Origin of the sequence: Microbacterium elymi, from assembly GCF_021582895.2 — a bacterium.
Lineage (GTDB): Bacteria > Actinomycetota > Actinomycetes > Actinomycetales > Microbacteriaceae > Microbacterium > Microbacterium humicola.
Map to the genome: position 1 here is coordinate 973681 of NZ_CP091139.2, position 25163 is coordinate 998843.

Genomic DNA, 25163 nt, shown 5'->3' on the forward strand with positions numbered 1-25163 from the left:
AGACAACCAGGGTATCCCAGGGCGCCGCTTCAGCGCGCCGCTGGTGTCGCCGGATGCGAAACGGGGCCGGAGGTTCCTCCGGCCCCGTTCACGAGACTTACTTCGCCGCGGTGCCCACGGTGCCGCCGGCGGCCACGATCTTCTGCTCGGCAGAGCCCGAGACCTTGTCGACCGCGACGTTCAGCTTGACCGAGATGTCGCCAGCCCCGAGGACCTTGACCTTCTCGTTCTTGCGCACCGCACCCTTGGCGACGAGGTCACTGACGGTGACGTCCCCGCCCTTCGGGTACAGCTCGGCGAGCTTGTCCAGGTTCACGACCTGGTACTCGACGCGGAACGGGTTCTTGAACCCGCGCAGCTTCGGCGTACGCATGTGCAGCGGCAGCTGGCCGCCCTGGAAGCCCGGACGCACCTGGTAGCGCGCCTTGGTGCCCTTGGTGCCGCGACCGGCGGTCTTGCCCTTCGAGCCCTCACCGCGACCCACACGGGTCTTCGCGGTGTTGGATCCGGGGACCGGACGCAGGTGGTGCACCTTGAGCACGCCGGGACGGCTGTCCACGACATCCTTCTTGGGCGCCGCCTTCTTCGCGGGCGCGGACTTGGCGGCAGCCGGCTTCGCGGCGGCCTTGCTGGCAGTGGCCTTCTTGGCGGGGGCCTTGGCCTCCACCTCGACGGCGTCGTTCTTGTCAGCCATTAGTCGATCTCCTCAACCTTCACGAGGTGGGCGACGGTCTTGACGTAACCGCGGGTCTGCGCGTCGTCCTCGCGGACGACCGAGTCGCCGATCCGCTTCAGACCGAGGCTGCGCAGGGTGTCGCGCTGGTTCTGCTTCTCGCTCACCTTGGACTTGATCTGCGTGACCTTCAGACGGGAAGCCATCAGGCACCTACCTTCTGCTCACGTGCAGCGAGCGGCATCCGCCGCCTCGGCACGGATGAGACGGGCCGGCGCGACCTGGTCGAAGTCCAGGCCACGACGTGCGGCCACCGCACGCGGCTCCTCGAGGCTCTTCAGCGCCGCGACCGTCGCGTGCACGATGTTGATCGTGTTCGACGAGCCGAGCGACTTGGACAGCACATCGTGGATGCCGGCGCACTCCAGAACCGCACGCACCGGGCCACCGGCGATCACACCGGTACCGGCGGCGGCCGGGCGCAGCGCACCACGCCGGCGGCGGCCTCACCCTGCACCGGGTGCGGGATCGTCTTGTTCACGCGCGGCACCCGGAAGAAGTTGCGCTTGGCCTCTTCGACGCCCTTCGAGATCGCCAGGGGCACCTCGCGGGCCTTTCCGTAGCCGACGCCCACGACGCCGTTGCCGTCGCCCACGACCACGAGGGCCGTGAAGCTGAACCGGCGACCGCCCTTGACGACCTTCGACACACGGTTGATGGTCACCACGCGCTCGAGGAACTGGCTGTCGCTGCGGTCGCGCGAGTTGCGCGCACCGCGGTCGCGGCCGCCGCGCTCGCGGCCACCGCGACGAGGCTCGCGCTCGGTCGTCGGTGTGTCGGCCGCAGCCGCGGTGGTGGCCTCGGCGTTCTGCTCGCCAGCTGCCTGCTCGGCGGTCACTTCGGTCTCCTTGTTGTCACTCACAGGTTGAGCCCTCCTTCGCGGGCGCCCTCGGCGATGGCGGCGACCCGACCGGCGTAGCGGTTGCCACCCCGGTCGAACACGGCCTCCTCGACGCCGGCGGACTTCGCGCGCTCGGCGACGAGCTCGCCCACCTTGCGGGCCTTGGCGGTCTTGTCACCGTCGAGCGAGCGCAGGTCCACCTCGAGGGTCGACGCGCTGGCCACGGTGTGACCCTTGCTGTCGTCGACGAGCTGCACGAACACGTGGCGCGACGAACGGCTGACGACCAGACGGGGACGCTCGGCCGTGCCGACGATCTTCTTGCGAAGACGGGCGTGGCGACGCGCGCGGGCGTCTGACTTCGACTTCACAGCCATGCTTACTTACCAGCCTTTCCGGCCTTGCGCCGCACGATCTCGCCGGCGTAGCGCACACCCTTGCCCTTGTACGGCTCGGGCTTGCGGATCTTGCGGATGTTCGCAGCCGCCTCGCCGACGGCCTGCTTGTCGATGCCGCTCACGGTGAGCTTGTTGTTGCCCTCGACCGTGAGCGTGATGCCCGTCGGCGGCTCGATGACGACCGGGTGCGAGAAGCCGAGCGCGAACTCGACGGCCGCGCCCTTCTGCTGTACGCGGTAGCCCGTGCCGACGACCTCGAGGCCCTTGGTGTAGCCCTGGGTGACACCGACGATGTTGTTGTTGATGAGGGTGCGGGTCAGGCCGTGCAGCGAGCGCGACTCGCGCTCGTCGTCGGGACGGGAGACCAGAACCTGGCCCTCCTCGACCTTGACCTCGATGGGGCTGGCCACGGTGAGCGACAGCTCGCCCTTGGGGCCCTTGACCTGCACCGCCTGTCCGGCGACCTCGACGGTCACTCCGGCAGGGATGTCAATGGGAAGACGTCCGATTCGCGACATCGTCGATCACCACACGTAGGCGAGGACTTCCCCACCCACGCCCTTCTGCTCAGCCTGGCGGTCCGTGAGGAGCCCAGAGGAGGTGGACAGGATGGCAACGCCGAGCCCGCCGAGAACGGTGGGCAGCTCGGTCGAGCGTGCGTACACGCGCAGGCCGGGCTTGGAGACGCGCTTGATGCCGGCGATCGACCGCTCGCGGTTCGGGCCGTACTTCAGGGTCAGGGTCAGGGTCTGGCCGACGCGCGCGTCCGCCACCGCCCAGTCGGCGATGTACCCCTCCCGCTTGAGGATCTCGGCGATGTTCGTCTTCAGCTTGGAGCTGGGCAGCGAAACGTCGTCGTGGTGCGCCGAATTCGCGTTGCGCAGACGGGTCAGCATGTCAGCGACCGGGTCTGTCATGGTCATGAGGTGATGTTTCCTTTGTTCACCAGGTTTCGGCCGTCGTTACACGACGGACGACCTGTGGTGGTGATGATGTTCAGTTGTGGGCTCAGGCCTGCGCGTCGGCCGCGCGGAACGGGAAGCCCAGGAACCGCAGCAGCGCCCGGCCCTCGGCATCCGTGGTCGCCGTGGTCACGACGGTGATGTCGAACCCGCGGACGCGGTCGATGCGGTCCTGATCGATCTCGTGGAACACGGACTGCTCCTCGAGGCCGAAGGTGTAGTTGCCGTGGCCGTCGAACTGCTTGTCCGACAGCCCGCGGAAGTCGCGGATGCGGGCAGCGCGAGGCTGATCAGGCGGTCCACGAACTCCCAGGCGCGGTCGCCGCGCAGCGTGACGTGCGCGCCAATCGGCTGGCCCTCGCGGAGCTTGAACTGGGCGATCGACTTGCGCGCCTTGGTCACGACCGGCTTCTGCCCGGTGATCTTGGTGAGGTCGTCGACCGCACCATCGATCACCTTGCTGTCGCGAGCGGCCTCGCCGACACCAGTGTTGACCACGACCTTCACCAGGCCCGGGATCTGCATGACGTTCTCGTAGCCGAACTCGTCCTGCATCTTCTGCTGGATCTCGTCCCGGTACTTCTGCTTCAGGCGGGGCTGGATCTTGCCAGCCGCCGCGGCAGTGGTGGTGCTCATCAGAGGTCCTTACCTGACTTCTTCGCGTAGCGCACGCGGACGGTGCGCTTCTCGCCGTCCTTGATCTGCTCCTCGACCCGACGGCCGACACGGGTCGGCTTCTTGGTCGAGGGGTCGACGACGGCGACGTTGGAGATGTGGATCGGGGCTTCCATCGTCTCGATGCCGCCCGTCTTCGTCCCGCGCTGGGTCTGGCCCACGCGGCTGTGCTTGGTGACGTAGTTCACGCCCTCCACCAGCACGCGGTTCTGCTCGGGGATGACCTGGAGGACCTTCCCCTGCTTGCCGCGATCGCTGCCGGTGAGGACCTGCACCAGGTCGTCCTTCTTGATGTTCGGCATGATCAGATGACCTCCGGTGCCAGCGAGACGATCTTCATGAACTTCTTGTCGCGAAGCTCACGGCCGACCGGTCCGAAGATGCGGGTGCCGCGGGGCTCCCCGTCGTTCTTCAGGATCACGGCGGCGTTCTCGTCGAACTTGATGTACGAGCCGTCGGCGCGACGGGTCTCCTTGACGGTGCGCACCACCACGGCCTTGACGACATCGCCCTTCTTGACGTTTCCGCCGGGGATGGCATCCTTCACGGTGGCGACGATGACGTCGCCCACACCCGCGTAGCGGCGGTTGGAGCCGCCGAGCACGCGAATCGTGAGCAACTCCTTGGCGCCGGTGTTGTCGGCGACCTTCAGTCGCGATTCGTTCTGAATCATTTACTTGGCCTTCTCGAGGATCTCGACCAGCCGCCAGCGCTTGGTGGCGCTCAGGGGCCGGGTCTCGTGGATGACAACGAGGTCGCCGATGCCGGCGGTGTTGTTCTCGTCATGCGCCTTGACCTTGCTGGTCACGCGGATGATCTTGCCGTAGAGCGGGTGCTTGCGGCGGTCCTCGACCTCGACGACGATCGTCTTGTTCATCTTGTCCGAGACGACGTAGCCGCGCAGAACCTTGCGGTACCCACGGGCGGCCGTGTCGCGGACGTCGTGCTCGGCGTGCTCGTGGCCGGTGGTCTCGACGACCTCGGCCGCTGCCTTCTTAGCGGTGGCCATCACTCAGCCTCTTCCTTCACTGCGTCGTCGGCGGAGGCATCCGCCTTCTTCGCCTTGCTCTTTTTCGCCTTGGCCGTCTCGACCGGCGCGGGGGTGGCACGGATGCCGAGCTCCCGCTCCCGGATCACGGTGTACAGCCGCGCGATGTCGCGCTTGACCGCACGGATGCGGCCGTGGCTCTCCAGCCTGCCCGGTGGCCGACTGGAAGCGCAGGTTGAACAGCTCTTCCTTGGCCTTGCGCAGCTCTTCGAGCAGGCGCTGGTCTTCGAACGTGTCGAGCTGGGTCGTGGCCAGCTCCTTGGTGCCGATCGCCATTACGCGTCGCCCTCCTCGCGCTTGATGATGCGTGCCTTCAGGGGCAGCTTGTGGATGGCACGGGTCAGGGCCTCGCGAGCGAGCTGCTCGTCGACGCCGGCGACCTCGAAGAGGACGCGACCCGGCTTGACGTTCGCGACCCACCACTCGGGCGAGCCCTTGCCGGAACCCATGCGGGTCTCAGCGGGCTTCTTGGTCAGCGGACGGTCGGGGTAGATGTTGATCCACACCTTGCCACCGCGCTTGATGTGACGGGTCATCGCGATACGAGCGGACTCGATCTGACGGTTCGTCACATACGCGGGGGTCAGCGCCTGGATGCCGTACTCGCCGAAGGAGACCTTCGTGCCGCCGGTGGCCTGGCCGCTGCGACCCGGGTGGTGCTGCTTGCGGAACTTCACTTTGCGGGGGATAAGCATTACGCCGGTGCTCCTTCTGCGACGGGCGCCTCGCTGCGCGGGCCCCGACGGGGACGGTCGCCACGGACAGGCTTCTGGTTGGCCTGCTCGCGCGCGAGCTCCTTGTTGGTGAGGTCGCCCTTGTAGATCCAGACCTTCACGCCGATGCGGCCGAAGGTGGTGCGAGCCTCGTAGAAGCCGTAGTCGATGTTCGCGCGCAGCGTGTGCAGGGGCACACGACCCTCGCGGTAGAACTCGGACCGGCTCATCTCGGCGCCGCCGAGGCGGCCCGAGACCTGGATGCGGACACCCTTGGCACCGGCGCGCTGCGCGCCCTGCAGGCCCTTGCGCATCGCGCGGCGGAAGGCCACGCGGGCGCTGAGCTGCTCGGCGACGCCCTGTGCGACCAGCTGAGCGTCGGCCTCGGGGTTCTTCACCTCGAGGATGTTCAGCTGGATCTGCTTGCCGGTGAGCTTCTCCAGCTCACCGCGGATGCGCTCGGCCTCCGCACCGCGACGACCGATCACGATGCCCGGACGGGCGGTGTGGATGTCGACACGGACGCGATCGCGGGTGCGCTCGATCTCGATGTTGCTCACGCCCGCGCGGTCGAGGTTCGACTGCAGGAGCTTGCGGATCTTGATGTCCTCGGCAAGGTAGTCGGCGTAGCGCTGACCCGGCTTCGTCGAGTCGGAGAACCACCGCGACACGTGGTCGGTGGTGATGCCGAGGCGGAAGCCGTACGGGTTGACCTTCTGTCCCATTACTTGCTCGCCTTCTTCGTTGCCTGCGCCGGCCTCGGCGACCTCGGGGGTCGCCAGCACGACGGTGATGTGGCTGCTGCGCTTCTTGATCTGGAACGCGCGGCCCTGCGCACGAGGCTGGAAGCGCTTGAGCGTCGTCCCCTCGTCCACGTAGGCGTTCTTCACGTACAGATCCTGCTCGTCCAGGAACTCGTTCTCCTGGTCGGCCTTCACGCGGGCGTTCGCGACTGCGGACTGCACGAGCTTGTAGATCGGCTCGCTGGCGCTCTGCTGCGCGAACTTCAGGATGGCAAGGGCCTCTTCGGCCTGCTTGCCCTTGATGAGTGCGACGACGCGACGAGCCTTCTGAGGGGTCACGCGGATGTGTCGCACGCGTGCGATGGACTCCACCATTTCTTCTCCTCTGCGCCGCGCCTCAGCGACGGCGGCCCTTCTTGTCGTCCTTCTCGTGGCCGCGGAAGGTGCGGGTGGGCGCGAACTCGCCCAGCTTGTGTCCGACCATGCTCTCGCTGACGAACACGGGGATGTGCTTGCGTCCGTCGTGCACGGCGATCGTGTGGCCGAGCATGGCCGGCACGATCATCGAGCGGCGCGACCAGGTCTTGATGACGTTCTTCGTGCCGGCTTCGTTCTGGACGGAGACCTTGCGAAGCAGGTGCTCGTCGACGAAGGGGCCCTTCTTGAGACTGCGTGGCATCTTCTGTTCCTACCTACTTGCGCTTCTTGCCGGCGGTCCGACGGCGAACGATGTACTTGTCGCTTTCCTTGTTCGCATGGCGGGTGCGGCCCTCGGGCTTGCCCCACGGCGTGACAGGGTGACGACCACCGGAGGTGCGGCCCTCGCCACCACCGTGCGGGTGGTCGACGGGGTTCATCACGACACCGCGGACGGTCGGGCGGATGCCCTTCCAGCGATTGCGACCGGCCTTGCCCCAGTTGATGTTGGACTGCTCGGCGTTGCCGACCTCGCCGATCGTGGCGCGGCAGCGGACATCCACGTTCCGGATCTCGCCGGAGGGCAGACGCAGCTGGGCGTACGGGCCGTCCTTGGCGACCAGACGGACGCCGGCGCCGGCCGAACGGGCGAGCTTCGCACCGCCGCCCGGGCGCAGCTCGATGGCGTGCACGACGGTACCGGTGGGGATGTTGCGCAGCGGCAGGTTGTTGCCGGGCTTGATGTCCGCGGACGGACCCGACTCGACGACATCGCCCTGGCGGAGCTTCTCCGGGGCGAGGATGTAGCGCTTGGTGCCGTCCACGAAATGCAGCAGCGCGATGCGCGCCGTGCGGTTCGGGTCGTACTCGATGTGCGCGACCTTGGCGTTGATGCCGTCCTTGTCATTGCGACGGAAGTCGATGACGCGGTACTGGCGCTTGTGCCCACCGCCGATGTGGCGGGTGGTGATGCGGCCCTGGTTGTTGCGCCCACCGGTCTTGGCGAGCGGCTTCAGCAGGGACTTCTCCGGCGTCGATCGGGTGATCTCAGCGAAGTCCGCCACCGACGAGCCGCGGCGACCCGGAGTCGTGGGCTTGTACTTGCGAATTGCCATAGTTCTCTAGTCCTCTGTCCCGACCGTCAGCCGACTGCCGTGAAGATGTCGATGGTGCCCGACTTCAGCGTCACGATGGCGCGCTTGGTGTCCTTGCGCTTGCCGGTGCCGAAGCGGGTGCGGCGCGCCTTGCCGACGCGGTTGAGCGTGTTCACCGACGCGACCTTCACGCCGAAGATCTTCTCGATGGCGAGCTTGATCTCGGTCTTGTTCGCGCGGGAGTCCACGTAGAACGTGTACTTGCCCTCGTCGATCAGCCCGTAGCTCTTCTCGGAGACGACCGGCTTCAGGATGATGTCGCGCGGGTCCTTGTTCACGGCGGTCATGCCGAGACCTCCTCGGTGGTGGCGGTCTTGGACGCCACGAAGGCGTCGAAGGCTGCCTTGGTGAAGACGATGTCGTCCGAGACGACCACGTCGTAGGCGTTCAGCTGATCGAAGCTGAGCACGTGCACGTACTCGAGGTTGCGCACGCTCTTGCGGGTGATCTCGTCGTCGCGCTCGATGACCACGAGGACGTTCTTCGTGGCGCGGAACGCGTCCAGGGCGGCCACGGCCGTCTTGGTCGACGGGGCGCCGCCGATGCCGAACGAGTCCACCACGTGGAGCCGCTCGCCGCGGGCGCGGTCGCTGAGCACGCCCAGCAGGGCGGCCGCGATCATCTTCTTGGGCGTGCGCTTGCGCGTAGTCGCGCGGCTTCGGCCCGTGCACGATGCCACCGCCGGTCATCTGCGGTGCGCGGATCGAGCCCTGACGGGCGTTGCCCGTGCCCTTCTGCTTGAAGGGCTTGCGGCCCGAGCCCGAGACCTCGCCGCGACGCTTGGTCGAGTGCGTGCCCTGGCGCGCGGCCGCGAGCTTGCGCGACGACGACCTGGTGGATCAGCGGGATGTTGGTGTTGACGTCGAACAGGGCGGCGGGCAGCTCGACCGAGCCGGCCTTCTTGCCGTCTGCCTTGCGGACGTCGAGGGTCTTCTCAGCCATGGCCTCAGGCACCCTTCACTGCGTTGCGGACGTAGACGATGCGGCCGCGCGCGCCGGGGACGGCGCCCTTGACGAGCAGCAGACCCTTCTCGGCGTCGACGGCGTGCACCGTGAGGTTGAGGACGGTCACGCGCTCGCCGCCCATACGGCCGGCCATGCGCATGCCCTTGAAGACGCGGCTCGGAGTCGACGAGGCGCCGATCGAACCGGGCTTGCGGTGGTTGCGGTGTGCACCGTGCGAAGCCGACACGCCCTTGAAGTTGTGGCGCTTCATGACACCCGCGGTGCCCTTGCCCTTGCTGGTGCCGACGACGTCGACCAGCTGGCCGGCATCGAAGGTGCCGTCCACGGTGAGCTCCTGACCGAGTGAGTAGTCCGCAGCATCCGCCGTGCGCACCTCGGTGACGTGACGCCGCGGGGTGACCCCGGCGGCCTCGAAGTGACCCTCGAGGGGCTTCGTGACCTTGCGCGGGTCGATCTGGCCGGCCGCGATCTGGACGGCGCTGTAGCCGTCCTTCTCCGCGGTGCGAACCTGGGTGACCACGTTCGGCGCGATCTGGATGACGGTGACGGGGACGAGCTTTCCCTGCTCGTTCCACACCTGGGTCATGCCGAGCTTGGTGCCCAGCAGTCCCTTCGAAGTCTTGGTGTTGATATCAGCCATGTCGGACCTCAGAGCTTGATCTCGATGTTGACATCGGCCGGGAGGTCGAGGCGCATCAGCGAGTCGACCGCCTTGGGCGTCGGGTCGATGATGTCGATCAGGCGCTTGTGGGTGCGCATCTCGAAGTGCTCGCGGCTGTCCTTGTACTTGTGCGGCGACCGGATGACGCACACGACGTTCTTCTCGGTCGGCAGCGGCACGGGGCCCACCACGGACGCACCGGCCCGGGTCACGGTGTCGACGATCTTGCGGGCGGACGAGTCCAGGCCGGCGTGGTCGTACGACTTCAGGCGAATGCGGATCTTCTGTCCCGCCATTGTCTGCTCACTCTCTTTCTCGCGTCTTACGCTCTCGCGCATTGGACGCACGGGGGCGTTCTCACGCCCGGGCACGTGCACCGACGTATGTCGGCGATGCCTGCACCGCTGTTCTGCTGTCAGACCGGATGCGAGGCATCCGGCTCCCACGCGCGCACGACCCGATTTCGGGAAGTGGAGTGTGGGATGTGGTGGCAGTGTCTCGGGTTCGCACCCGCGCTGCTCGTGTTCTGCTGCCCGCGGCCTAGGCTTTTGCGCTTCGCGCATCTCCTATGCACTGCCCTGGCAGTGATCCGGCGGCGCACACGCACACCGGAATATGGAACCTCAACAGTCTACGTGCATCCCGGGCGTGTCGCAAATCGCGCCCCCTCCCCACCGCCCCGCCGTGCCCCGCCCCCTCGTGCCCCGCCCCGCTGATGCCCCGCCCCCGCCGAGATTGTCCCCGGTCCGCCGAGATTGTCCCCGGTCCGCCGAGATTGTCCCCGGTCCGCCGAGATTGTCATCCGTTCGCCGAGATTGTCATCCGTTCGCCGAGATTGTCATCCGTTCGCCGAGATTGTCATCCATCCCTGCATCAACGAACGGGTCCGTCACTGGCGTCGCCAAACTCAGCCGCGAGCGCCGTACAGACCGATGGTGCGCAGGTGCTTGGCGAAATCGGCGATCGTCGTCATCTCGTCGAAGCCCCATCTGCCGCACTCCCAGCCGGTGGAACGCTCTATCCTGCGTTGGCGCTGCCGCTGGTCGGCCATGACCCGCTCGCTCGTGCGGCCGTCGAGGAGGGCCGGGTCCTGGTACTTGATCTTTCCGTCGAACTCGCCCCATCGACCCAGATCCGGCCAGGCGAAGTCGAGAAGCGCGTACCCACCGCCGGGGAGTTCGACGCGGTACTGGAGTACAGGAGTCGGCATCCCCAGCTGCCACATCCAGAGCCGGCTCAGACTCTCCCCGGAGATCCCGCGCGCCCATCTGCGAAGTCGACGACGAACCGCGCTTGCCGGATGCCGCGAGCCCCGGGGTGCGTGCGGACGCGAGCGAGGACGAGGTCGCGAAACTGCTCGGCGGCTCGAGAGTCGTACTCGTTGGCATCGTCGTCCCACGCGACCAGGTGCAGCGCAGCGTCGAACGCGATCACTGCCGCCTCGAGCGGGATTGTCCGGATCAGGTCGTACACGGTGCGGTCGAGCGACGTAATCCGAAGCCCGTCGACGACGACCACGTCACTCTCGGGTAGCGGCACGTGATGTCGTACGACATCCAGCCCGTTGTGTCGAGTCGTAGGACCCGGCACGGCGACGTCAACGCGCGATCCACGGACCTTGTACAGCGGGAGGCCGTGAAGAGCCGCAAGCCGTGGCGCATGCGAACGCGCATCCGTCCAGCGCAACGCGCAGAGCCACGGCACGCGCACGTGTGCGCAGCCTGCCCTCGGCGAACAACGACTCCCACTCCGCCCGCAGTACGTGGGCGCCCGGGCGAAGCGCGGTCAGAAGGTCGCCGTCGATCCCTGAGAACGGCAGCACTCCCGGCATCCGTCCCGAACGCAGGATGCCGGCGGTGTCGTTGTGCTGGAGCATGCAGGCACTCTGCCGCACGAGACCAGGTGATGGAACCACCGATGCGAGATCTGTGGAGAAACCGGGTTGCGACCGACCTGTGGAGGAACCGGCGGGGACAACCTCGGCGGACGGAGCACAACCTCGGCGGACGGAGCACAACCTCGGCGGAGGGAGGACAACCTCGGCGGAGGGGCGGGGAAGGGGTGGGGTAACGCAAAGAAGCCGCCCCGAGGGGCGGCTTCTTCACAATTTAAGTCCGGCGGTGTCCTACTCTCCCACAGGGTCGCCCCTGCAGTACCATCGGCGCTGAGAGGCTTAGCTTCCGGGTTCGGAATGGGACCGGGCGTTTCCCTCTCGCTATGGCCGCCGAAACACTATTGACGTTTCAGTCTGCACAACAAAAGTCTTTGTTCTGGTGTGCGGTGCCCGACCGTACGTCGAGAACCACAAAGTGGACGCAAGCACCCGCAGGAAAAAGGGGGTGTGTTATCAAGTCATCGGCTTATTAGTACCGGTCAGCTGCACGCATTACTGCGCTTCCACATCCGGCCTATCAACCCAGTAATCTGGCTGGGAGCCTCTCACCCGAAGGTATGGAAGTCTCATCTTGAGGCCGGCTTCCCGCTTAGATGCTTTCAGCGGTTATCCATCCCGAACGTAGCTAATCAGCGGTGCTCCTGGCGGAACAACTGACACACCAGAGGTTCGTCCAACCCGGTCCTCTCGTACTAGGGTCAGATCCTCTCAAACTTCCTACGCGCGCAGCGGATAGGGACCGAACTGTCTCACGACGTTCTAAACCCAGCTCGCGTACCGCTTTAATGGGCGAACAGCCCAACCCTTGGGACCTACTCCAGCCCCAGGATGCGACGAGCCGACATCGAGGTGCCAAACCATGCCGTCGATATGGACTCTTGGGCAAGATCAGCCTGTTATCCCCGAGGTACCTTTTATCCGTTGAGCGACAGCGCTTCCACAAGCCACTGCCGGATCACTAGTCCCGACTTTCGTCCCTGCTCGACCTGTCAGTCTCACAGTCAAGCTCCCTTGTGCACTTACACTCGACACCTGATTGCCAACCAGGTTGAGGGAACCTTTGGGCGCCTCCGTTACTCTTTGGGAGGCAACCGCCCCAGTTAAACTACCCACCAGGCACTGTCCCTGAACCGGATCACGGTTCGAAGTTAGGCATCCAGAGTGACCAGAGTGGTATTTCAACAATGACTCCACCCGAACTAGCGTCCGGGCTTCACCGTCTCCCACCTATCCTACACAAGCCACACCGAATACCAATACCAAGCTATAGTAAAGGTCACGGGGTCTTTCCGTCCTGCCTGCGCGTAACGAGCATCTTTACTCGTAATGCAATTTCGCCGAGTTCGTGGTTGAGACAGTTGGGAAGTCGTTACGCCATTCGTGCAGGTCGGAACTTACCCGACAAGGAATTTCGCTACCTTAGGATGGTTATAGTTACCACCGCCGTTTACTGGGGCTTAAATTCGAGCTTCGCCTTGCGGCTGACCGCTCCTCTTAACCTTCCAGCACCGGGCAGGCGTCAGTCCGTATACATCGTCTTGCGACTTGGCACGGACCTGTGTTTTTAGTAAACAGTCGCTACCCACTGGTCTCTGCGGCCACCACACCCTTTCCCGCGCAAGGCGGTATAAGTGGATGGCCCCCCTTCTCCCGAAGTTACGGGGGTATTTTGCCGAGTTCCTTAACCACGATTATCTCGATCTCCTCGGTATTCTCTACCTGACCACCTGAGTCGGTTTGGGGTACGGGCGGCTGGAACCTCGCGTCGATGCTTTTCTTGGCAGCATAGGATCACCCACTTTTCATCCGCATCGTGTCTCACCCTTGATGAACGGCGGATTTGCCTACCGTTCGGGCTACGCACTTGCACCAGGACAACCATCGCCTGGCTTGGGCTACCTTCCTGCGTCACACCTGTTAATACGCTAGCCGCACCAGCATGGGGTCGAGCGTTCACGCAGCAACCATCACCCCGAAGGGATCCGGCAACGCCACGCTAGGACTCTTAGCACCACTGGATTGACTGGGGCGGTTCTTCGCCGGTACGGGAATATCAACCCGTTGTCCATCGACTACGCCTGTCGGCCTCGCCTTAGGTCCCGACTTACCCAGGGAAGATTAGCTTGACCCTGGAACCCTTGGTCTTTCGGAGGACGTGTTTCTCACACGTCTTTCGCTACTCATGCCTGCATTCTCACTCGTGTGGCCTCCACGGCTGGGTCACCCCGCCGCTTCACCGGCCACACGACGCTCTCCTACCCATCAACACGGCTGGACCACGAAGGCCTACCACAAGTGTCAATGCCACATCTTCGGTGGCGTGCTTGAGCCCCGTTACATTGTCGGCGCGGAATCACTTGACCAGTGAGCTATTACGCACTCTTTCAAGGGTGGCTGCTTCTAAGCCAACCTCCTGGTTGTCAAAGCAACTCCACATCCTTTCCCACTTAGCACGCGCTTAGGGACCTTAGATGGTGGTCTGGGTTGTTTCCCTCTCGACGATGAAGCTTATCCCCCACCGTCTCACTGCTGCGCTCTCACTTACCGGCATTCGGAGTTTGGCTGACGTCAGTAACCTGTTGAGGCCCATCGGCCATCCAGTAGCTCTACCTCCGGCAAGAAACACGCAACGCTGCACCTAAATGCATTTCGGAGAGAACCAGCTATCACGAAGTTTGATTGGCCTTTCACCCCTATCCACAGCTCATCCCCTCAGTTTTCAACCTAAGTGGGTTCGGCCCTCCACGACGTCTTACCGTCGCTTCAGCCTGGCCATGGATAGATCACTTCGCTTCGGGTCTAGGACATGCGACTGAACGCCCTGTTCAGACTCGCTTTCGCTACGGCTACCCCACACGGGTTAACCTCGCCACATATCGCTAACTCGCAGGCTCATTCTTCAAAAGGCACGCTGTCACAGCTACCAAGGCTGCTCCAACGGTTTGTAAGCAAACGGTTTCAGGTACTATTTCACTCCCCTCCCGGGGTACTTTTCACCTTTCCCTCACGGTACTTGTCCGCTATCGGTCATCTGGGAGTATTTAGGCTTATCAGGTGGTCCTGACAGATTCACACGGGATTTCTCGGGCCCCGTGCTACTTGGGATACTCTCCGCGCCAAGAACAAGCATTTCGGCTACAGGGCTCTCACCTGCTATGGCTCGCCTTCCCAGACGATTCGCCTATACTCTCTTGTCACGCCGGCTGCTCGGCAGAACAGCCAGGAAAGTCCCACAACCCCGCACACGCAACTCCCGCCGGATATCACACGTGCACGGTTTAGCCTCTTCCGATTTCGCTCGCCACTACTCACGGAATCACGGTTGTTTTCTCTTCCTGTGGGTACTGAGATGTTTCACTTCCCCACGTTCCCTCTACCCGCCCTATACATTCAGGCGGGAGTCACCAGGTCGGCACGCCGCCTGGCGGGGTTTCCCCATTCGGACACCCTCGGATCAAAACTTGCTTATCAGTTCCCCGAGGCTTATCGCAGATTGCTACGTCCTTCTTCGGCTCCAGATGCCAAGGCATCCACCGTTCGCTCTTAAAGACTTGAAATCACATGAGCAGACCAACCCCCAAAAAAGGGGTCGGCCAAATTATTTCTTTAAGATGCTCGCGTCCACTGTGTAGTTCTCAAAGTACGGGCGGCACCCGCCCCCACCACCAACCGGCGACAGGAACGAGCCCACGAGGAAACCACCAACCACCCCGAAAGGCGGCCACGGCCAGTCCCTCAGGACCCAACAACGTGCAGACACCCCGCTCCCCAACCCCCACCTTCCAACCATCCGAAAACGGCGTACTAGCAAGAATCAGCTGCGCTGATGCCATGTCAAATGTTCCACCCATGAGCTAACCAGCACCACACATCCGGTGATGACCTGGCGCCTGGAAGACCCGAAGATCCCCAGATGCTCCTTAGAAAGGAGGTGATCCAGCCGCACCTTCCGGTACGGCTACCTTGTTACGACTTAGTCCTAATTACCGATCCCACCTTCGACGGCTCCCTCCACAAGGGTTGGGCCACCGGCTTCAGGTGTTACCGACTTTCATGACTTGACGGGCGGTGTGTACAAGACCCGGGAACGTATTCACCGCAGCGTTGCTGATCTGCGATTACTAGCGACTCCGACTTCACGTAGTCGAGTTGCAGACTACGATCCGAACTGGGACCGGCTTTTTGGGATTCGCTCCACCTCACGGTATCGCAGCCCATTGTACCGGCCATTGTAGCATGCGTGAAGCCCAAGACATAAGGGGCATGATGATTTGACGTCATCCCCACCTTCCTCCGAGTTGACCCCGGCAGTATCCCATGAGTTCCCACCATAACGTGCTGGCAACATAGAACGAGGGTTGCGCTCGTTGCGGGACTTAACCCAACATCTCACGACACGAGCTGACGACAACCATGCACCACCTGTATACGAGTGTCCAAAGAGTTGACCATTTCTGGCCCGTTCCCATATATGTCAAGCCTTGGTAAGGTTCTTCGCGTTGCATCGAATTAATCCGCATGCTCCGCCGCTTGTGCGGGTCCCCGTCAATTCCTTTGAGTTTTAGCCTTGCGGCCGTACTCCCCAGGCGGGGAACTTAATGCGTTAGCTTGCGTCACGGAATCCGTGGAAAGGACCCCACAACTAGTTCCCAACGTTTACGGGGTGGACTACCAGGGTATCTAAGCCTGTTTGCTCCCCACCCTTTCGCTCCTCAGCGTCAGTTACGGCCCAGAGATCTGCCTTCGCCATCGGTGTTCCTCCTGATATCTGCGCATTCCACCGCTACACCAGGAATTCCAATCTCCCCTACCGCACTCTAGTCTGCCCGTACCCACTGCAGGCCCGAGGTTGAGCCTCGGGATTTCACAGCAGACGCGACAAACCGCCTACGAGCTCTTTACGCCCAATAATTCCGGATAACGCTTGCACCCTACGTATTACCGCGGCTGCTGGCACGTAGTTAGCCGGTGCTTTTTCTGCAGGTACCGTCACTTCCGCTTCTTCCCTGCTAAAAGAGGTTTACAACCCGAAGGCCGTCGTCCCCCACGCGGCGTTGCTGCATCAGGCTTCCGCCCATTGTGCAATATTCCCCACTGCTGCCTCCCGTAGGAGTCTGGGCCGTGTCTCAGTCCCAGTGTGGCCGGTCACCCTCTCAGGCCGGCTACCCGTCGACGCCTTGGTGAGCCACTACCTCACCAACAAGCTGATAGGCCGCGAGCCCATCCCAGACCGAAAAATCTTTCCAACTGCAGACCATGCGGCCACAGCTCATATCCAGTATTAGACACCGTTTCCAGCGCTTATCCCAGAGTCCAGGGCAGGTTGCTCACGTGTTACTCACCCGTTCGCCACTGATCCCCAAGTGCAAGCACCTGGTTCACCGTTCGACTTGCATGTGTTAAGCACGCCGCCAGCGTTCATCCTGAGCCAGGATCAAACTCTCCGTAAAAAAACGATGCCACAACACCACCGGGAAAACGGCAGACGCTTGCAGCGAGTTCAACCATGACCAACCAGAATGCCATCACTGACAATCCATAAAATTGATCCAAAGGAATTCTCAACGACCAGCAAAAACCGGCCGACGAGGATAAAATTTGGCATTTGACAAGTGCACGCTGTTGAGTTCTCAAAGACCGGACGCACCCACAACCCGGACAAAATCCATCGCGCAGGGCAACTTCCCAATCATACCCGATGCAGGACCTCCGTCAAGTCGATCACGCGAGCCAAAGCTCTGTGCCGACCGCCGTCTCCTGCGGTTCGAGTTTCTCTCACACGCGAGGCTCCGAGGAGATCCGGTGTGGGAGGCGGTTCGCTGCTTGAGGGGGCGGGGCCCTCCGGCCTCTCCGCTCTCCCCTTTGGGGCGAACAAGTACCACTGTACGCGATCATCGCGCCGGTGCAAAATCGGATGCGCGCGGGGCCCCGCCGACGCACGATCGCGCCGGCGAGACCCCGTCCGACGCGCGTCGCTACTCGTTCCCGACCTGCTTGTCGGCCGCGTCACGGAACTCGTCGATCTTGTCCGCCGACCCGGGTGCGACCTTCTTCGCGAGGTCGGCGGCGCCGTCCAGCACGTTGTCGCTGATGCCCTCGGCCTGCTCGCTGTGCAGGGCGTCGTCGATCTTGTCCTTGTTCTGCTCGAACAGCTCTTTGCCCTTGCCGATGATGTCATCGATACCCATGGAGGTTCCTCCCCCTCGGCGCCGCGCGGCGCGTATGTGGTCTCCAGTATCACGGCTTCTCCGGCGCCGCACCAGGCCTACGGACATGCGAAGGGGCCGGATCCCGAAGGATCCGGCCCCTTTCGCGTGGGTCGCTAGCGACTCACTTGAGGATCTTGGTCACCGTGCCGGCGCCGACGGTGCGGCCACCCTCACGGATCGCGAAGCCCAGGCCGTCCTCCATGGCGATCGGCTGGATCAGCTCGACCGACATGTCGGTGGTGTCGCCGGGCATGACCATCTCGGTGCCCTCGGGCAGCGAGATGACGCCGGTGACGTCGGTGGTGCGGAAGTAGAACTGCGGACGGTAGTTCGTGTAGAAGGGGTTGTGACGCCCACCCTCGTCCTTGGACAGGATGTACGCCGTGCCCTCGAAGTTGGTGTGCGGGGTCACGGAACCGGGCTTGGACACGACCTGTCCGCGCTCGACCTCGTCACGCTTGGTGCCGCGGCAGCAGACCGCAGTTCTCGCCGGCCCACGCCTCGTCGAGCTGCTTGTGGAACATCTCGATACCGGTGACGGTCGTCTTCTGCGTCGGACGCAGACCCACGATCTCGACCTCGGAGTTGAGGGCGAGCGTGCCGCGCTCGGCGCGGCCCGTCACGACGGTGCCACGACCGGTGATCGTGAAGACGTCCTCGATCGGCATCAGGAACGGCTTGTCGCGGTCGCGCACCGGGTCCGGCACGCTGTCGTCGACGGCCTGCATGAGGTCGAGGATGGACTGGGTCCACTTCTCGTCGCCCTCGAGCGCCTTCAGCGCCGAGACGCGCACGACGGGAGCGTCGTCGCCGGGGAAGCCCTGGCTGGACAGCAGCTCGCGGACCTCGAGCTCGACGAGCTCCAGGATCTCTTCGTCGTCGACCGCGTCCGCCTTGTTCAGCGCGACCAGCAGGTACGGCACGCCGACCTGCTTGGCCAGCAGCACGTGCTCGCGGGTCTGAGCCATCGGGCCGTCGGTGGCGGCGACCACGAGGATCGCGCCGTCCATCTGAGCGGCACCGGTGATCATGTTCTTGACGTAGTCGGCGTGGCCCGGCGCGTCAACGTGAGCGTAGTGACGCTTCGGGGTCTCGTACTCGATGTGCGAGATGTTGATCGTGATACCGCGCTGACGCTCCTCGGGAGCAGAGTCAATCGACGAGAAGTCGCGGATGACGTTCACGTCCGACGGGTACTTGTCTGCAAGCACCTTCGAGATCGCGGCAGACAGCGTGGTCTTGCCGTGGTCGACGTGACCGATCGTTCCGATGTTCACGTGCGGCTTGGTCCGCTCGAACTTGGCCTTCGCCACTGGGTCCTCCTCAGGACGGTCGTGTAGGGATTCCGGGCACTGGATTGCGACCGGTTCGCTACGGGGATGTCTCTCAGTGTAGTAGAGAGGGTTTGGGTGTTGTGTGTGAAGTTATGAGGGTGTGGATGCCACGGCCGACGCGTCGGCTCGCATCACTGGCTCGACGACCCGGCGGGCCGCGGCATCCGGACGATCACTCGCCCTTGTTCTTCTGGATGATCTCCTCGGCCACGGCCTTGGGGACCTCGGCGTAGCTGTCGAACTCCATGGAGTACACGGCCCGGCCCGAGGTCTTCGAGCGCAGGTCGCCGATGTAGCCGAACATCTCGGAAAGCGGGACGAGCGCGCGGATGACCTTGACACCCTGCGCGTCTTCCATCGCCTGGATCTGTCCACGCCGGCTGTTCAGGTCGCCGATGACGTCGCCCATGTACTCCTCGGGCGTGCGGACCTCGACGGCCATGAGCGGCTCGAGGATCACCGGGTTCGCCTTGCGGACGGCCTCCTTGAAGCCCATCGAACCGGCGATCTTGAACGCCATCTCGGACGAGTCCACGTCGTGCGAGGCGCCGTCGTTGAGGATCGCCTTCACGCCGACCATCGGGTAGCCGGCCAGGACGCCGACCTGCATGGCGTCCTGGAAGCCCTGGTTGGTCGGCTCGATGTACTCGCGGGGGATGCGACCGCCGGTGACCTTGTTCTCGAACTCGTAGATCTTCTCGGCCGTGACGTCCATCGGCTCCAGCGCGAACTGGATCTTCGCGAACTGGCCCGAGCCACCCGTCTGCTTCTTGTGGGTGTAGTCGTGACGCTCGACGGCCCGACGGATCGTCTCGCGGTACGCGACCTGGGGCTTGCCCACGTTGGCCTCGACCTTGAACTCGCGCTTCATGCGGTCCACGAGGATGTCCAGGTGCAAGCTCGCCCATGCCCTTGATGACGGTCTGGCCGGTCTCGGCGTTCTGCTCGACGCGGAACGTCGGGTCCTCTTCGGCCAGCTTCTGGATCGCGATGCCCAGCTTCTCCTGGTCGGCCTTGGTCTTGGGCTCGATGGCCACCTCGATGACCGGCTCGGGGAAGGTCATCGACTCCAGCACGACCGGCTTCTGCAGATCGGCCAGGGTGTCACCGGTCGTGGTGTCCTTCAAGCCGATGACGGCATAGATGTGACCGGCGGTGACCGCGTCGACCGGGTTCTCTTTGTTGGCGTACATCTGGAAGATCTTCCCGATGCGCTCCTTCTTGCCCTTGGTCGCGTTCAGCACCTGTCCACCCGAGTCGAGGTGACCCGAGTACACGCGGATGTAGGTGAGACGGCCGAAGAACGGGTGCACCGCGATCTTGAACGCGAGCGCGGCGAACGGCTCGTCGCGGCTCGGGTGGCGCTCGATGACCTTCTCTTCGTCCTTCGGGTCGTGCGCCTCGATGGCCGGCACGTCCACCGGCGACGGCAGGTAGTCCACGACCGCGTCCAGCATCGGCTTGCACGCCGCGGTTCTTGAACGCCGAACCGCACAGCACCGGGTACAGCTCACCGCTGACGGTGAGCTTGCGGACCGCGCCCTTGATCTCGGCAACGGTCAGGCCCTCACCGCTGAAGTGCTTCTCCAGCAGGTGCTCGTCCGACTCGGCGACGGTCTCGAGAGCTTCTCGCGGTATTCGGCGGCCTTCTCGGCCAGCTCTGCGGGGATCTCCTGGACCTCGTACTTGGCGCCCATCGTGACGTCGCCCTTGGCGTCGCCGGGCCAGACCAGCGCGCGCATCTCGACCAGATCGACCACGCCGACGAAGTCGCTCTCGGCGCCGATCGGCAAGCTGCAGCACGAGCGGCTTGGCCTTCAGGCGATTCACGATCGTCGAGACCGTGAAGTAGAAGTCGGCGCCCATCTTGTCCATCTTGTTGACGAAGCAGATGCGGGGCACGTCGTATTTGTCGGCCTGGCGCCACACGGTCTCGGACTGGGGCTCCACGCCCTCCTTGCCGTCGAAGACGGCGACGGCACCGTCGAGCACGCGCAGCGAGCGCTCCACCTCGACGGTGAAGTCGACGTGACCCGGGGTGTCGATGATGTTGATCTGGGAACCATTCCAGAAGCAGGTCACCGCGGCGGAGGTGATGGTGATGCCGCGCTCCTGCTCCTGCTCCATCCAGTCGGTCGTCGACGCGCCGTCGTGCGTCTCGCCGATCTTGTGGTTGACGCCCGTGTAGAAGAGGATGCGCTCGGTCGTCGTCGTCTTGCCGGCATCGATGTGCGCCATGATGCCGATGTTGCGGACCTTCTTGAGGTCGGTGAGCACGTCTTGTGCCACGGGATGTCTTCCTTATCGTGTCGAAGTTCTGCGGGCCGGTGACCGGCCCGTCGTCTCGCCGCGCTCGCTCAGAGACCGGGCTGTGCGGTCTCGGAGCGAGCGGGCGAGGATGCTGTCACCAGCGGTAGTGGGCGAAGGCGCGGTTCGACTCGGCCATCTTGTGGGTGTCTTCACGGCGCTTGACCGCGGCACCCAGGCCGTTCGAGGCATCCAGGATCTCGTTCTGGAGGCGCTCGGTCATCGTCTTCTCACGACGACCCTTGGCGTAGCTGACCAGCCAGCGCAGAGCCAGCGTGTTGGCGCGGTGGGGCTTGACCTCGACCGGCACCTGGTAGGTCGAGCCGCCGACGCGGCGGCTCTTGACCTCGAGGGTCGGCCGGACGTTGTCCAGCGCCTTCTTGAGGGTGGCGACGGCGTCCTGGCCGGACTTCGTCCCGACGCCCTCGAGGGCGCCGTAGACGATCGACTCGGCCAGCGACTTCTTGCCGTCGACGAGGATCTTGTTGACCAGCTGCGACACGATGGGTGCGCCGTAGACCGGGTCGTTGACAACGGGGCGCTTCGGGGCGGGTCCCTTACGAGGCATCTAACTCAACCCTTCTTCGCGCCGTAGCGGGAACGAGCCTGCTTGCGGTTCTTCACGGCCTGGGTGTCCAGGGCGCCGCGGACGATCTTGTAGCGCACGCCGGGCAGGTCCTTGACACGACCGCCGCGGACCAGCACGAGCGAGTGCTCCTGCAGGTTGTGGCCCTCGCCGGGGATGTACGCGGTGACCTCGGTGCCGTTGCGGAGCTTGACACGGGCGACCTTGCGCATCGCCGAGTTCGGCTTCTTGGGCGTGGTCGTGTAGACGCGGGTGCAGACCCCGGCCTGCTGTGGGTTCGACTTCAGTGCCGGCGCCTTGGTCTTGGTGACCTTCGGCGACCGCCCCTTGCGAACCAACTGCTGAATGGTTGGCACGTTCTTCCTTCTCTGTTGTGCTGCACGGTGACAGCGTCGTGTCTCCCCCGCCGCGTCCGGGCCCTTCCGGGTCTGATCGCTGCGGGCTCACGTGGATCCGCCGGCTCGACGCGAACGCGCCGCGCTTTGGGAGGTGGATATGCCGTGGGGGTGGCCTGTTCGCAGGCCGTTCCCTGAGAGGTGCGGCTCGTCGTCCCACGCCGTTCCCCCTCACGAGGGCGCGGTGCAGGGCGCGCGTGAGCGCACACCCGGTCAATGATACGCGTGCGGACGGCATCCGGTCAAACGCGGGGACCGCCCGCGCTCACGAGGTCGGAAGCGACCCGATCAGGACGACCAGGGCCACCGTCAGGGCCGCCACGAGCACCACCACGACCGCTCCCAGCACCACGATCGTGCGCAAGCCGGGAGCGCCGGGTCGCGGCCGACCGCGCGGGCTCGGCGTCCGGCGCGGGCAGGACCGAGCGCACCGGCTGGGGCGGCGCACGGTCGACGCGGGCCGGCTCGGGCGGGCGCGGCCGATAGATCGCCTTCTCGGGCGCACCCCGCTGCGCCGTGCGCGCGCCGGCGGGCGGCAGGGGCGTGGATGCCGGAGCCGGCCGTCGCCGGTGGACGACGAATGTCTCGTCGGTCACCTCTCCGGTTGCGATCGGGTCGCTCGTGGGCAGCGCGTGTCCGGGGTCCGCGTGTTCGTGGCCGGCGTGCTCGCCGCCCGTCTGTCCACGACCTGTGTGTCCACGACCTGTCTGTCCGCGGTCCGTCTTTCCCCTGCGCGGCCGATCCGTCGCGCGCGTGCGATCGTCCGGCTCGTCCAGGGACGGGGGCCTGGACGCCGGCCCATCCGGCGCACCCGTGTCGTGGCGGCTTGCGGCGACGGACGACCATGGTGTCGTCGTCGGCGTCGTCGGGCAGCACGCTCGCTCCGCGGCGGTCGGTGATCACCGTGTCGTCGTCCCCGGCACCGGTCGACCAGAGCGACCCGGTGTCGGCGAGCTCTTCGTCCAGCTCGTCGTCGGTCCAGGTCGAGCGGCGGCGGGCGGGCCCGTCGCCTCCCGTCGCGGCATCCTTCCCCGTCGCCGGCCGGCCGGACCGCCGGGGTGATCCGCGACGCGTCTCATCGAGGTCATCGGGGTCCGTCTCGCGCGCCGTTCGCCGGCGGACCGGGACGGTGTCGTCGAAGGGCTCGTCCGGGCGCGACCCGTGTCCGGCCATCAGTCCGTGTCGCTGGTGACGGACAGCTCCGCGTCGCCGAGCAGGAACCGCTCGACGATCGGCATCGGCCGGCCGGACGCGACCTCGATCTCGGTGCCGTCGACGTCGATGAGCACGACGCCGTTCGTCGAGTCGAGGTCGGTGATGATCCACGTGCCGTCCCGCAGTTCGAGCCGGGCGTGCGTCTTGGACATGGTCCGCGTCTCGTCGGCGATCGGCACCAGCTTGCGCGGTCGGGTGCGCCGGGTCGAAGCTCGGCCGCCGGCCGATGATGAGCGTGTCCTTCGCGATCGCGATCGGCGCGCCCAGCGGCGGCAGCAGCATCCAGGCACTGCGCTTGCGGGCCGCCACGATCGTCTCGTCGAAGGCCGACTCGGCGTCCGGGAGCTCGGGTTCGCCGCGCAGGGACGACACCGACGAGCGCGCGGCCATCGGCGCCCCGAGCGCGGGCGCGCCCGCGACGGCCGAGACCTCGCCGGACGTGTCGGAGAACCCGTACGGCTCGGGCGAGCGCAGCGGCGGCCGGGTGGCCGACGGGGGCGCCCACGGGTCGGCGGGCGCGGACGTGGTGCTCGGCTCGGCGGATCTCATCGGCCCGCCCGCCCGCAGCGGTCCGGCCGCGTCGACCGGCGCGGCGGAGGATGCTGGGACCGCGGGGGCGGGTTCGGCGACGGATGCCGCGGCCGACCGTGCGGCGTCGGCCCGCGCATCGGCGGCCGAGACGACCGGCGTCGATCCGGTGAACGGCGCCTGGTGCCGGGCGCGCAGGTCGCCCATCCCGTCGGTGCCGGTGTCGCCGAACGCATCCGGCGCGATCACCACGGGCTCGCGGGCTGCCGAGCGGGCGGCGGCCGCGCGGGTCGCCGGCGCGGGACCGGCAGCCGACGCCGCGGTCGACCGGGACGCCGGGGTCAGCGGCACCGAGGTCAGCGGCACCGAGATCAGCGGCGGCGGGACGGGCGGAGGAGACGCCGGCAGCGGGGCGGCGCCCCGACGCCCGCGGCCGATCCTGCGGCTGCGGCCGGGCCGGGGAGAGACCCTCCGCCAGACGGCGCCGGGGCGAATCCAGACGACGCCGCGCCGGCCCCGCCCGCCGGTTCGCTGCGCCAGGCAAGAGCCTGCGGGCGCGGCGGCACGCCGTGCGCCGGAGCCGGGGCCCCGGTGCGGACCGGGCCGGCGCGGTGCGCGGCGGCCGGGGATGCCCCGATCCAGCGGTTCGCAGACCATCCGACCACGCTCGCCCAGACGGGGAACAGGAGCGCGGCCAGCACGGTCATGCCCGCCCCGTAGCCGAAGCCCACGTTGAGCCGGTGGCACGCGATGATCAGGAAGACGTAGACGACGATCGCCGCCGGCGGGAACAGGAGCAGCAGCATCCACCACCCGCTGACTCCGCCCAGCTCGCAGCGTGACGCCGTTGAGGATCGGCACCCAGGCCTTCCACCCTCTTCGCCGGTCTTGCGGAACACGGCCTGCAGGGCCAGGGCGACCCAGACGTAGAACGCCGCGGCGATCAGCAGGGAGATGAGAACGGACCCGACGGCCGCTGCGATGGCGCTGTCGTTCATGGTTGGGCGGGCGCCGCGTGCTGTGCGCGCCCCCTCCTCTCGGTACTGGGGATGATCCGCGTGCGGCCGGGGTCGCGACGCTGCCGGGTCCGCGGCGCGAGGCCGCGGACGAACGACTTCAACGATACGGCGGCCAGGACCCTGCGCCATAGGGGGACGGATGCCGCGAGTCCGCGGCGCTCCTCCTCCACGATCGACCACACCCGGGTGGCGTCCTGGTCGGTGGCCGCCTCGTCGGAGAAGACCGCGCGGTCGGTCTCGACGGCCAGGACCGCGCCGCGCGGCGTCGCGTAGACGGCGGCCAGCTCGCTGCGGGTCTGCATGGTCGGTGCGGGCAGGCCCGCGTCCACCGCGGCATCCACATACTCGTCCCAGCCCCCGGCGAC

The 25163-nt window shown here is 65.5% G+C and carries 25 protein-coding genes, 3 rRNA genes and 7 pseudogenes; all 35 read right to left on the reverse strand.

All coding sequences use genetic code 11. The features are described from left to right. Positions 1-97: 97 nt before the first annotated feature. The 35 genes and pseudogenes from rplO to L2X98_RS05395 all read right to left on the reverse strand — a co-directional run bounded on the left by rplO (position 98) and on the right by L2X98_RS05395 (position 24777). The gene (rplO, locus tag L2X98_RS05220) at positions 98-694 is read right to left on the reverse strand and encodes a 50S ribosomal protein L15 (RefSeq protein WP_259612547.1); all 597 of its coding nucleotides are present in this window, start codon (positions 692-694) and stop codon (positions 98-100) included. Next, a complete protein-coding gene (rpmD, locus tag L2X98_RS05225) occupies positions 694-879 on the reverse strand; it encodes a 50S ribosomal protein L30 (protein ID WP_259612548.1) in 186 nt (61 codons plus the stop codon). The genes rplO and rpmD overlap by 1 nt, the downstream gene beginning before the upstream one ends. Next, positions 879-1571 (reverse strand): annotated as a pseudogene (gene rpsE / locus L2X98_RS19440) (30S ribosomal protein S5). Before rpsE ends, rpmD begins: the two are co-directional and overlap by 1 nt. Positions 1572-1591: 20 nt before the next feature. Then, positions 1592-1951, reverse strand: coding sequence for a 50S ribosomal protein L18 (rplR, locus tag L2X98_RS05235; RefSeq protein ID WP_259612549.1), 360 nt, complete (start codon positions 1949-1951; stop codon positions 1592-1594). A gap of 2 nt (positions 1952-1953) precedes the next feature. Then, positions 1954-2490, reverse strand: coding sequence for a 50S ribosomal protein L6 (gene rplF, locus L2X98_RS05240; RefSeq protein WP_259612550.1), 537 nt, complete (start codon positions 2488-2490; stop codon positions 1954-1956). A gap of 6 nt (positions 2491-2496) precedes the next feature. Next, positions 2497-2895, reverse strand: coding sequence for a 30S ribosomal protein S8 (gene rpsH / locus L2X98_RS05245; protein WP_259612551.1), 399 nt, complete (start codon positions 2893-2895; stop codon positions 2497-2499). Between the two features lie 85 nt (positions 2896-2980). Beyond that, positions 2981-3570, reverse strand: a pseudogene (gene rplE / locus L2X98_RS05250) (50S ribosomal protein L5). Next, positions 3570-3911: a 50S ribosomal protein L24 gene (gene rplX / locus L2X98_RS05255; protein WP_259612552.1), complete on the reverse strand. Its 342-nt coding sequence runs from the start codon at positions 3909-3911 to the stop codon at positions 3570-3572. The pseudogene rplE and the gene rplX overlap by 1 nt, the downstream one beginning before the upstream one ends. 2 nt (positions 3912-3913) lie before the next feature. Further along, positions 3914-4282 (reverse strand): 50S ribosomal protein L14, encoded by a 369-nt coding sequence (gene rplN / locus L2X98_RS05260; protein ID WP_259612553.1) that lies wholly within the window; start codon positions 4280-4282, stop codon positions 3914-3916. Next, complete coding sequence (gene rpsQ, locus L2X98_RS19445) at positions 4283-4618, reverse strand: 30S ribosomal protein S17 (RefSeq protein ID WP_274637617.1); 336 nt, start codon at positions 4616-4618, stop codon at positions 4283-4285. A 3-nt stretch (positions 4619-4621) separates the two neighbouring features. Then, positions 4622-4933 carry a 50S ribosomal protein L29 gene (rpmC, locus tag L2X98_RS20115; protein WP_354002929.1) on the reverse strand — a complete coding sequence of 104 codons (312 nt, stop codon included), beginning with the start codon at positions 4931-4933 and terminating at the stop codon, positions 4622-4624. Beyond that, a complete protein-coding gene (rplP, locus tag L2X98_RS05280; protein WP_017201586.1) occupies positions 4933-5352 on the reverse strand; it encodes a 50S ribosomal protein L16 in 420 nt (139 codons plus the stop codon). Before rplP ends, rpmC begins: the two co-directional genes overlap by 1 nt. Next, on the reverse strand, positions 5352-6095 hold the full coding sequence (rpsC, locus tag L2X98_RS05285; protein WP_259613201.1) for a 30S ribosomal protein S3: 744 nt from the start codon (positions 6093-6095) through the stop codon (positions 5352-5354). Before rpsC ends, rplP begins: the two co-directional genes overlap by 1 nt. Positions 6096-6161: 66 nt before the next feature. Continuing rightward, positions 6162-6488 (reverse strand): annotated as a pseudogene (rplV, locus tag L2X98_RS05290) (50S ribosomal protein L22); the annotation flags it as partial. 22 nt (positions 6489-6510) lie between these two features. Next, on the reverse strand, positions 6511-6792 hold the full coding sequence (gene rpsS, locus L2X98_RS05295) for a 30S ribosomal protein S19 (protein WP_259612554.1): 282 nt from the start codon (positions 6790-6792) through the stop codon (positions 6511-6513). A gap of 13 nt (positions 6793-6805) precedes the next feature. Next, positions 6806-7645, reverse strand: coding sequence for a 50S ribosomal protein L2 (gene rplB / locus L2X98_RS05300; RefSeq protein ID WP_259612555.1), 840 nt, complete (start codon positions 7643-7645; stop codon positions 6806-6808). Between the two features lie 26 nt (positions 7646-7671). Then, positions 7672-7971, reverse strand: a complete 300-nt coding sequence (rplW, locus tag L2X98_RS05305; protein ID WP_259612556.1) for a 50S ribosomal protein L23 — start codon at positions 7969-7971, stop codon at positions 7672-7674. Then, positions 7968-8626: pseudogene (gene rplD / locus L2X98_RS05310) on the reverse strand (50S ribosomal protein L4). The gene rplW and the pseudogene rplD overlap by 4 nt, the downstream one beginning before the upstream one ends. 4 nt (positions 8627-8630) lie before the next feature. Beyond that, positions 8631-9290 carry a 50S ribosomal protein L3 gene (gene rplC / locus L2X98_RS05315; protein ID WP_259612557.1) on the reverse strand — a complete coding sequence of 220 codons (660 nt, stop codon included), beginning with the start codon at positions 9288-9290 and terminating at the stop codon, positions 8631-8633. 8 nt (positions 9291-9298) lie between these two features. Next, positions 9299-9607: a 30S ribosomal protein S10 gene (gene rpsJ / locus L2X98_RS05320; protein ID WP_029145857.1), complete on the reverse strand. Its 309-nt coding sequence runs from the start codon at positions 9605-9607 to the stop codon at positions 9299-9301. 611 nt (positions 9608-10218) lie between these two features. After that, a complete protein-coding gene (locus L2X98_RS05325) occupies positions 10219-10536 on the reverse strand; it encodes a hypothetical protein (protein WP_259612558.1) in 318 nt (105 codons plus the stop codon). Positions 10537-10547: 11 nt separating this feature from the next. Further along, on the reverse strand, positions 10548-10850 hold the full coding sequence (locus L2X98_RS05330) for a hypothetical protein (RefSeq protein WP_259612559.1): 303 nt from the start codon (positions 10848-10850) through the stop codon (positions 10548-10550). 58 nt (positions 10851-10908) lie between these two features. Continuing rightward, positions 10909-11187, reverse strand: a complete 279-nt coding sequence (locus L2X98_RS05335) for a hypothetical protein (protein ID WP_259612560.1) — start codon at positions 11185-11187, stop codon at positions 10909-10911. A 236-nt stretch (positions 11188-11423) separates the two neighbouring features. Continuing rightward, positions 11424-11540, reverse strand: a 5S ribosomal RNA gene (rrf, locus tag L2X98_RS05340). A 114-nt stretch (positions 11541-11654) separates the two neighbouring features. Further along, positions 11655-14762: ribosomal RNA gene (locus L2X98_RS05345) — 23S ribosomal RNA — on the reverse strand. A gap of 367 nt (positions 14763-15129) precedes the next feature. Then, positions 15130-16655: ribosomal RNA gene (locus L2X98_RS05350) — 16S ribosomal RNA — on the reverse strand. The 16S, 23S and 5S rRNA genes sit together here, the layout of an rRNA operon. Positions 16656-17180: 525 nt before the next feature. After that, on the reverse strand, positions 17181-17393 hold the full coding sequence (locus L2X98_RS05355) for a hypothetical protein (protein ID WP_259612561.1): 213 nt from the start codon (positions 17391-17393) through the stop codon (positions 17181-17183). A 142-nt stretch (positions 17394-17535) separates the two neighbouring features. After that, positions 17536-18727 (reverse strand): annotated as a pseudogene (gene tuf, locus L2X98_RS05360) (elongation factor Tu). Positions 18728-18920: 193 nt separating this feature from the next. Next, the gene (locus L2X98_RS05365; protein ID WP_259612562.1) at positions 18921-19646 is read right to left on the reverse strand and encodes a translation factor GTPase family protein; all 726 of its coding nucleotides are present in this window, start codon (positions 19644-19646) and stop codon (positions 18921-18923) included. A gap of 58 nt (positions 19647-19704) precedes the next feature. Beyond that, positions 19705-20205 (reverse strand): annotated as a pseudogene (locus tag L2X98_RS05370) (EF-Tu/IF-2/RF-3 family GTPase); the annotation flags it as partial. Between the two features lie 64 nt (positions 20206-20269). Next, positions 20270-20986: pseudogene (locus L2X98_RS05375) on the reverse strand (GTP-binding protein); the annotation flags it as partial. Between the two features lie 166 nt (positions 20987-21152). Beyond that, positions 21153-21623: a 30S ribosomal protein S7 gene (rpsG, locus tag L2X98_RS05380; protein WP_259612563.1), complete on the reverse strand. Its 471-nt coding sequence runs from the start codon at positions 21621-21623 to the stop codon at positions 21153-21155. A 5-nt stretch (positions 21624-21628) separates the two neighbouring features. Continuing rightward, positions 21629-21997: a 30S ribosomal protein S12 gene (rpsL, locus tag L2X98_RS05385; protein WP_017201609.1), complete on the reverse strand. Its 369-nt coding sequence runs from the start codon at positions 21995-21997 to the stop codon at positions 21629-21631. Positions 21998-23208: 1211 nt separating this feature from the next. After that, a complete protein-coding gene (locus tag L2X98_RS05390; RefSeq protein ID WP_259612564.1) occupies positions 23209-23403 on the reverse strand; it encodes an FHA domain-containing protein in 195 nt (64 codons plus the stop codon). A gap of 747 nt (positions 23404-24150) precedes the next feature. Then, positions 24151-24777 (reverse strand): DUF5684 domain-containing protein, encoded by a 627-nt coding sequence (locus L2X98_RS05395; protein WP_259612565.1) that lies wholly within the window; start codon positions 24775-24777, stop codon positions 24151-24153. Positions 24778-25163 lie beyond the last annotated feature (386 nt).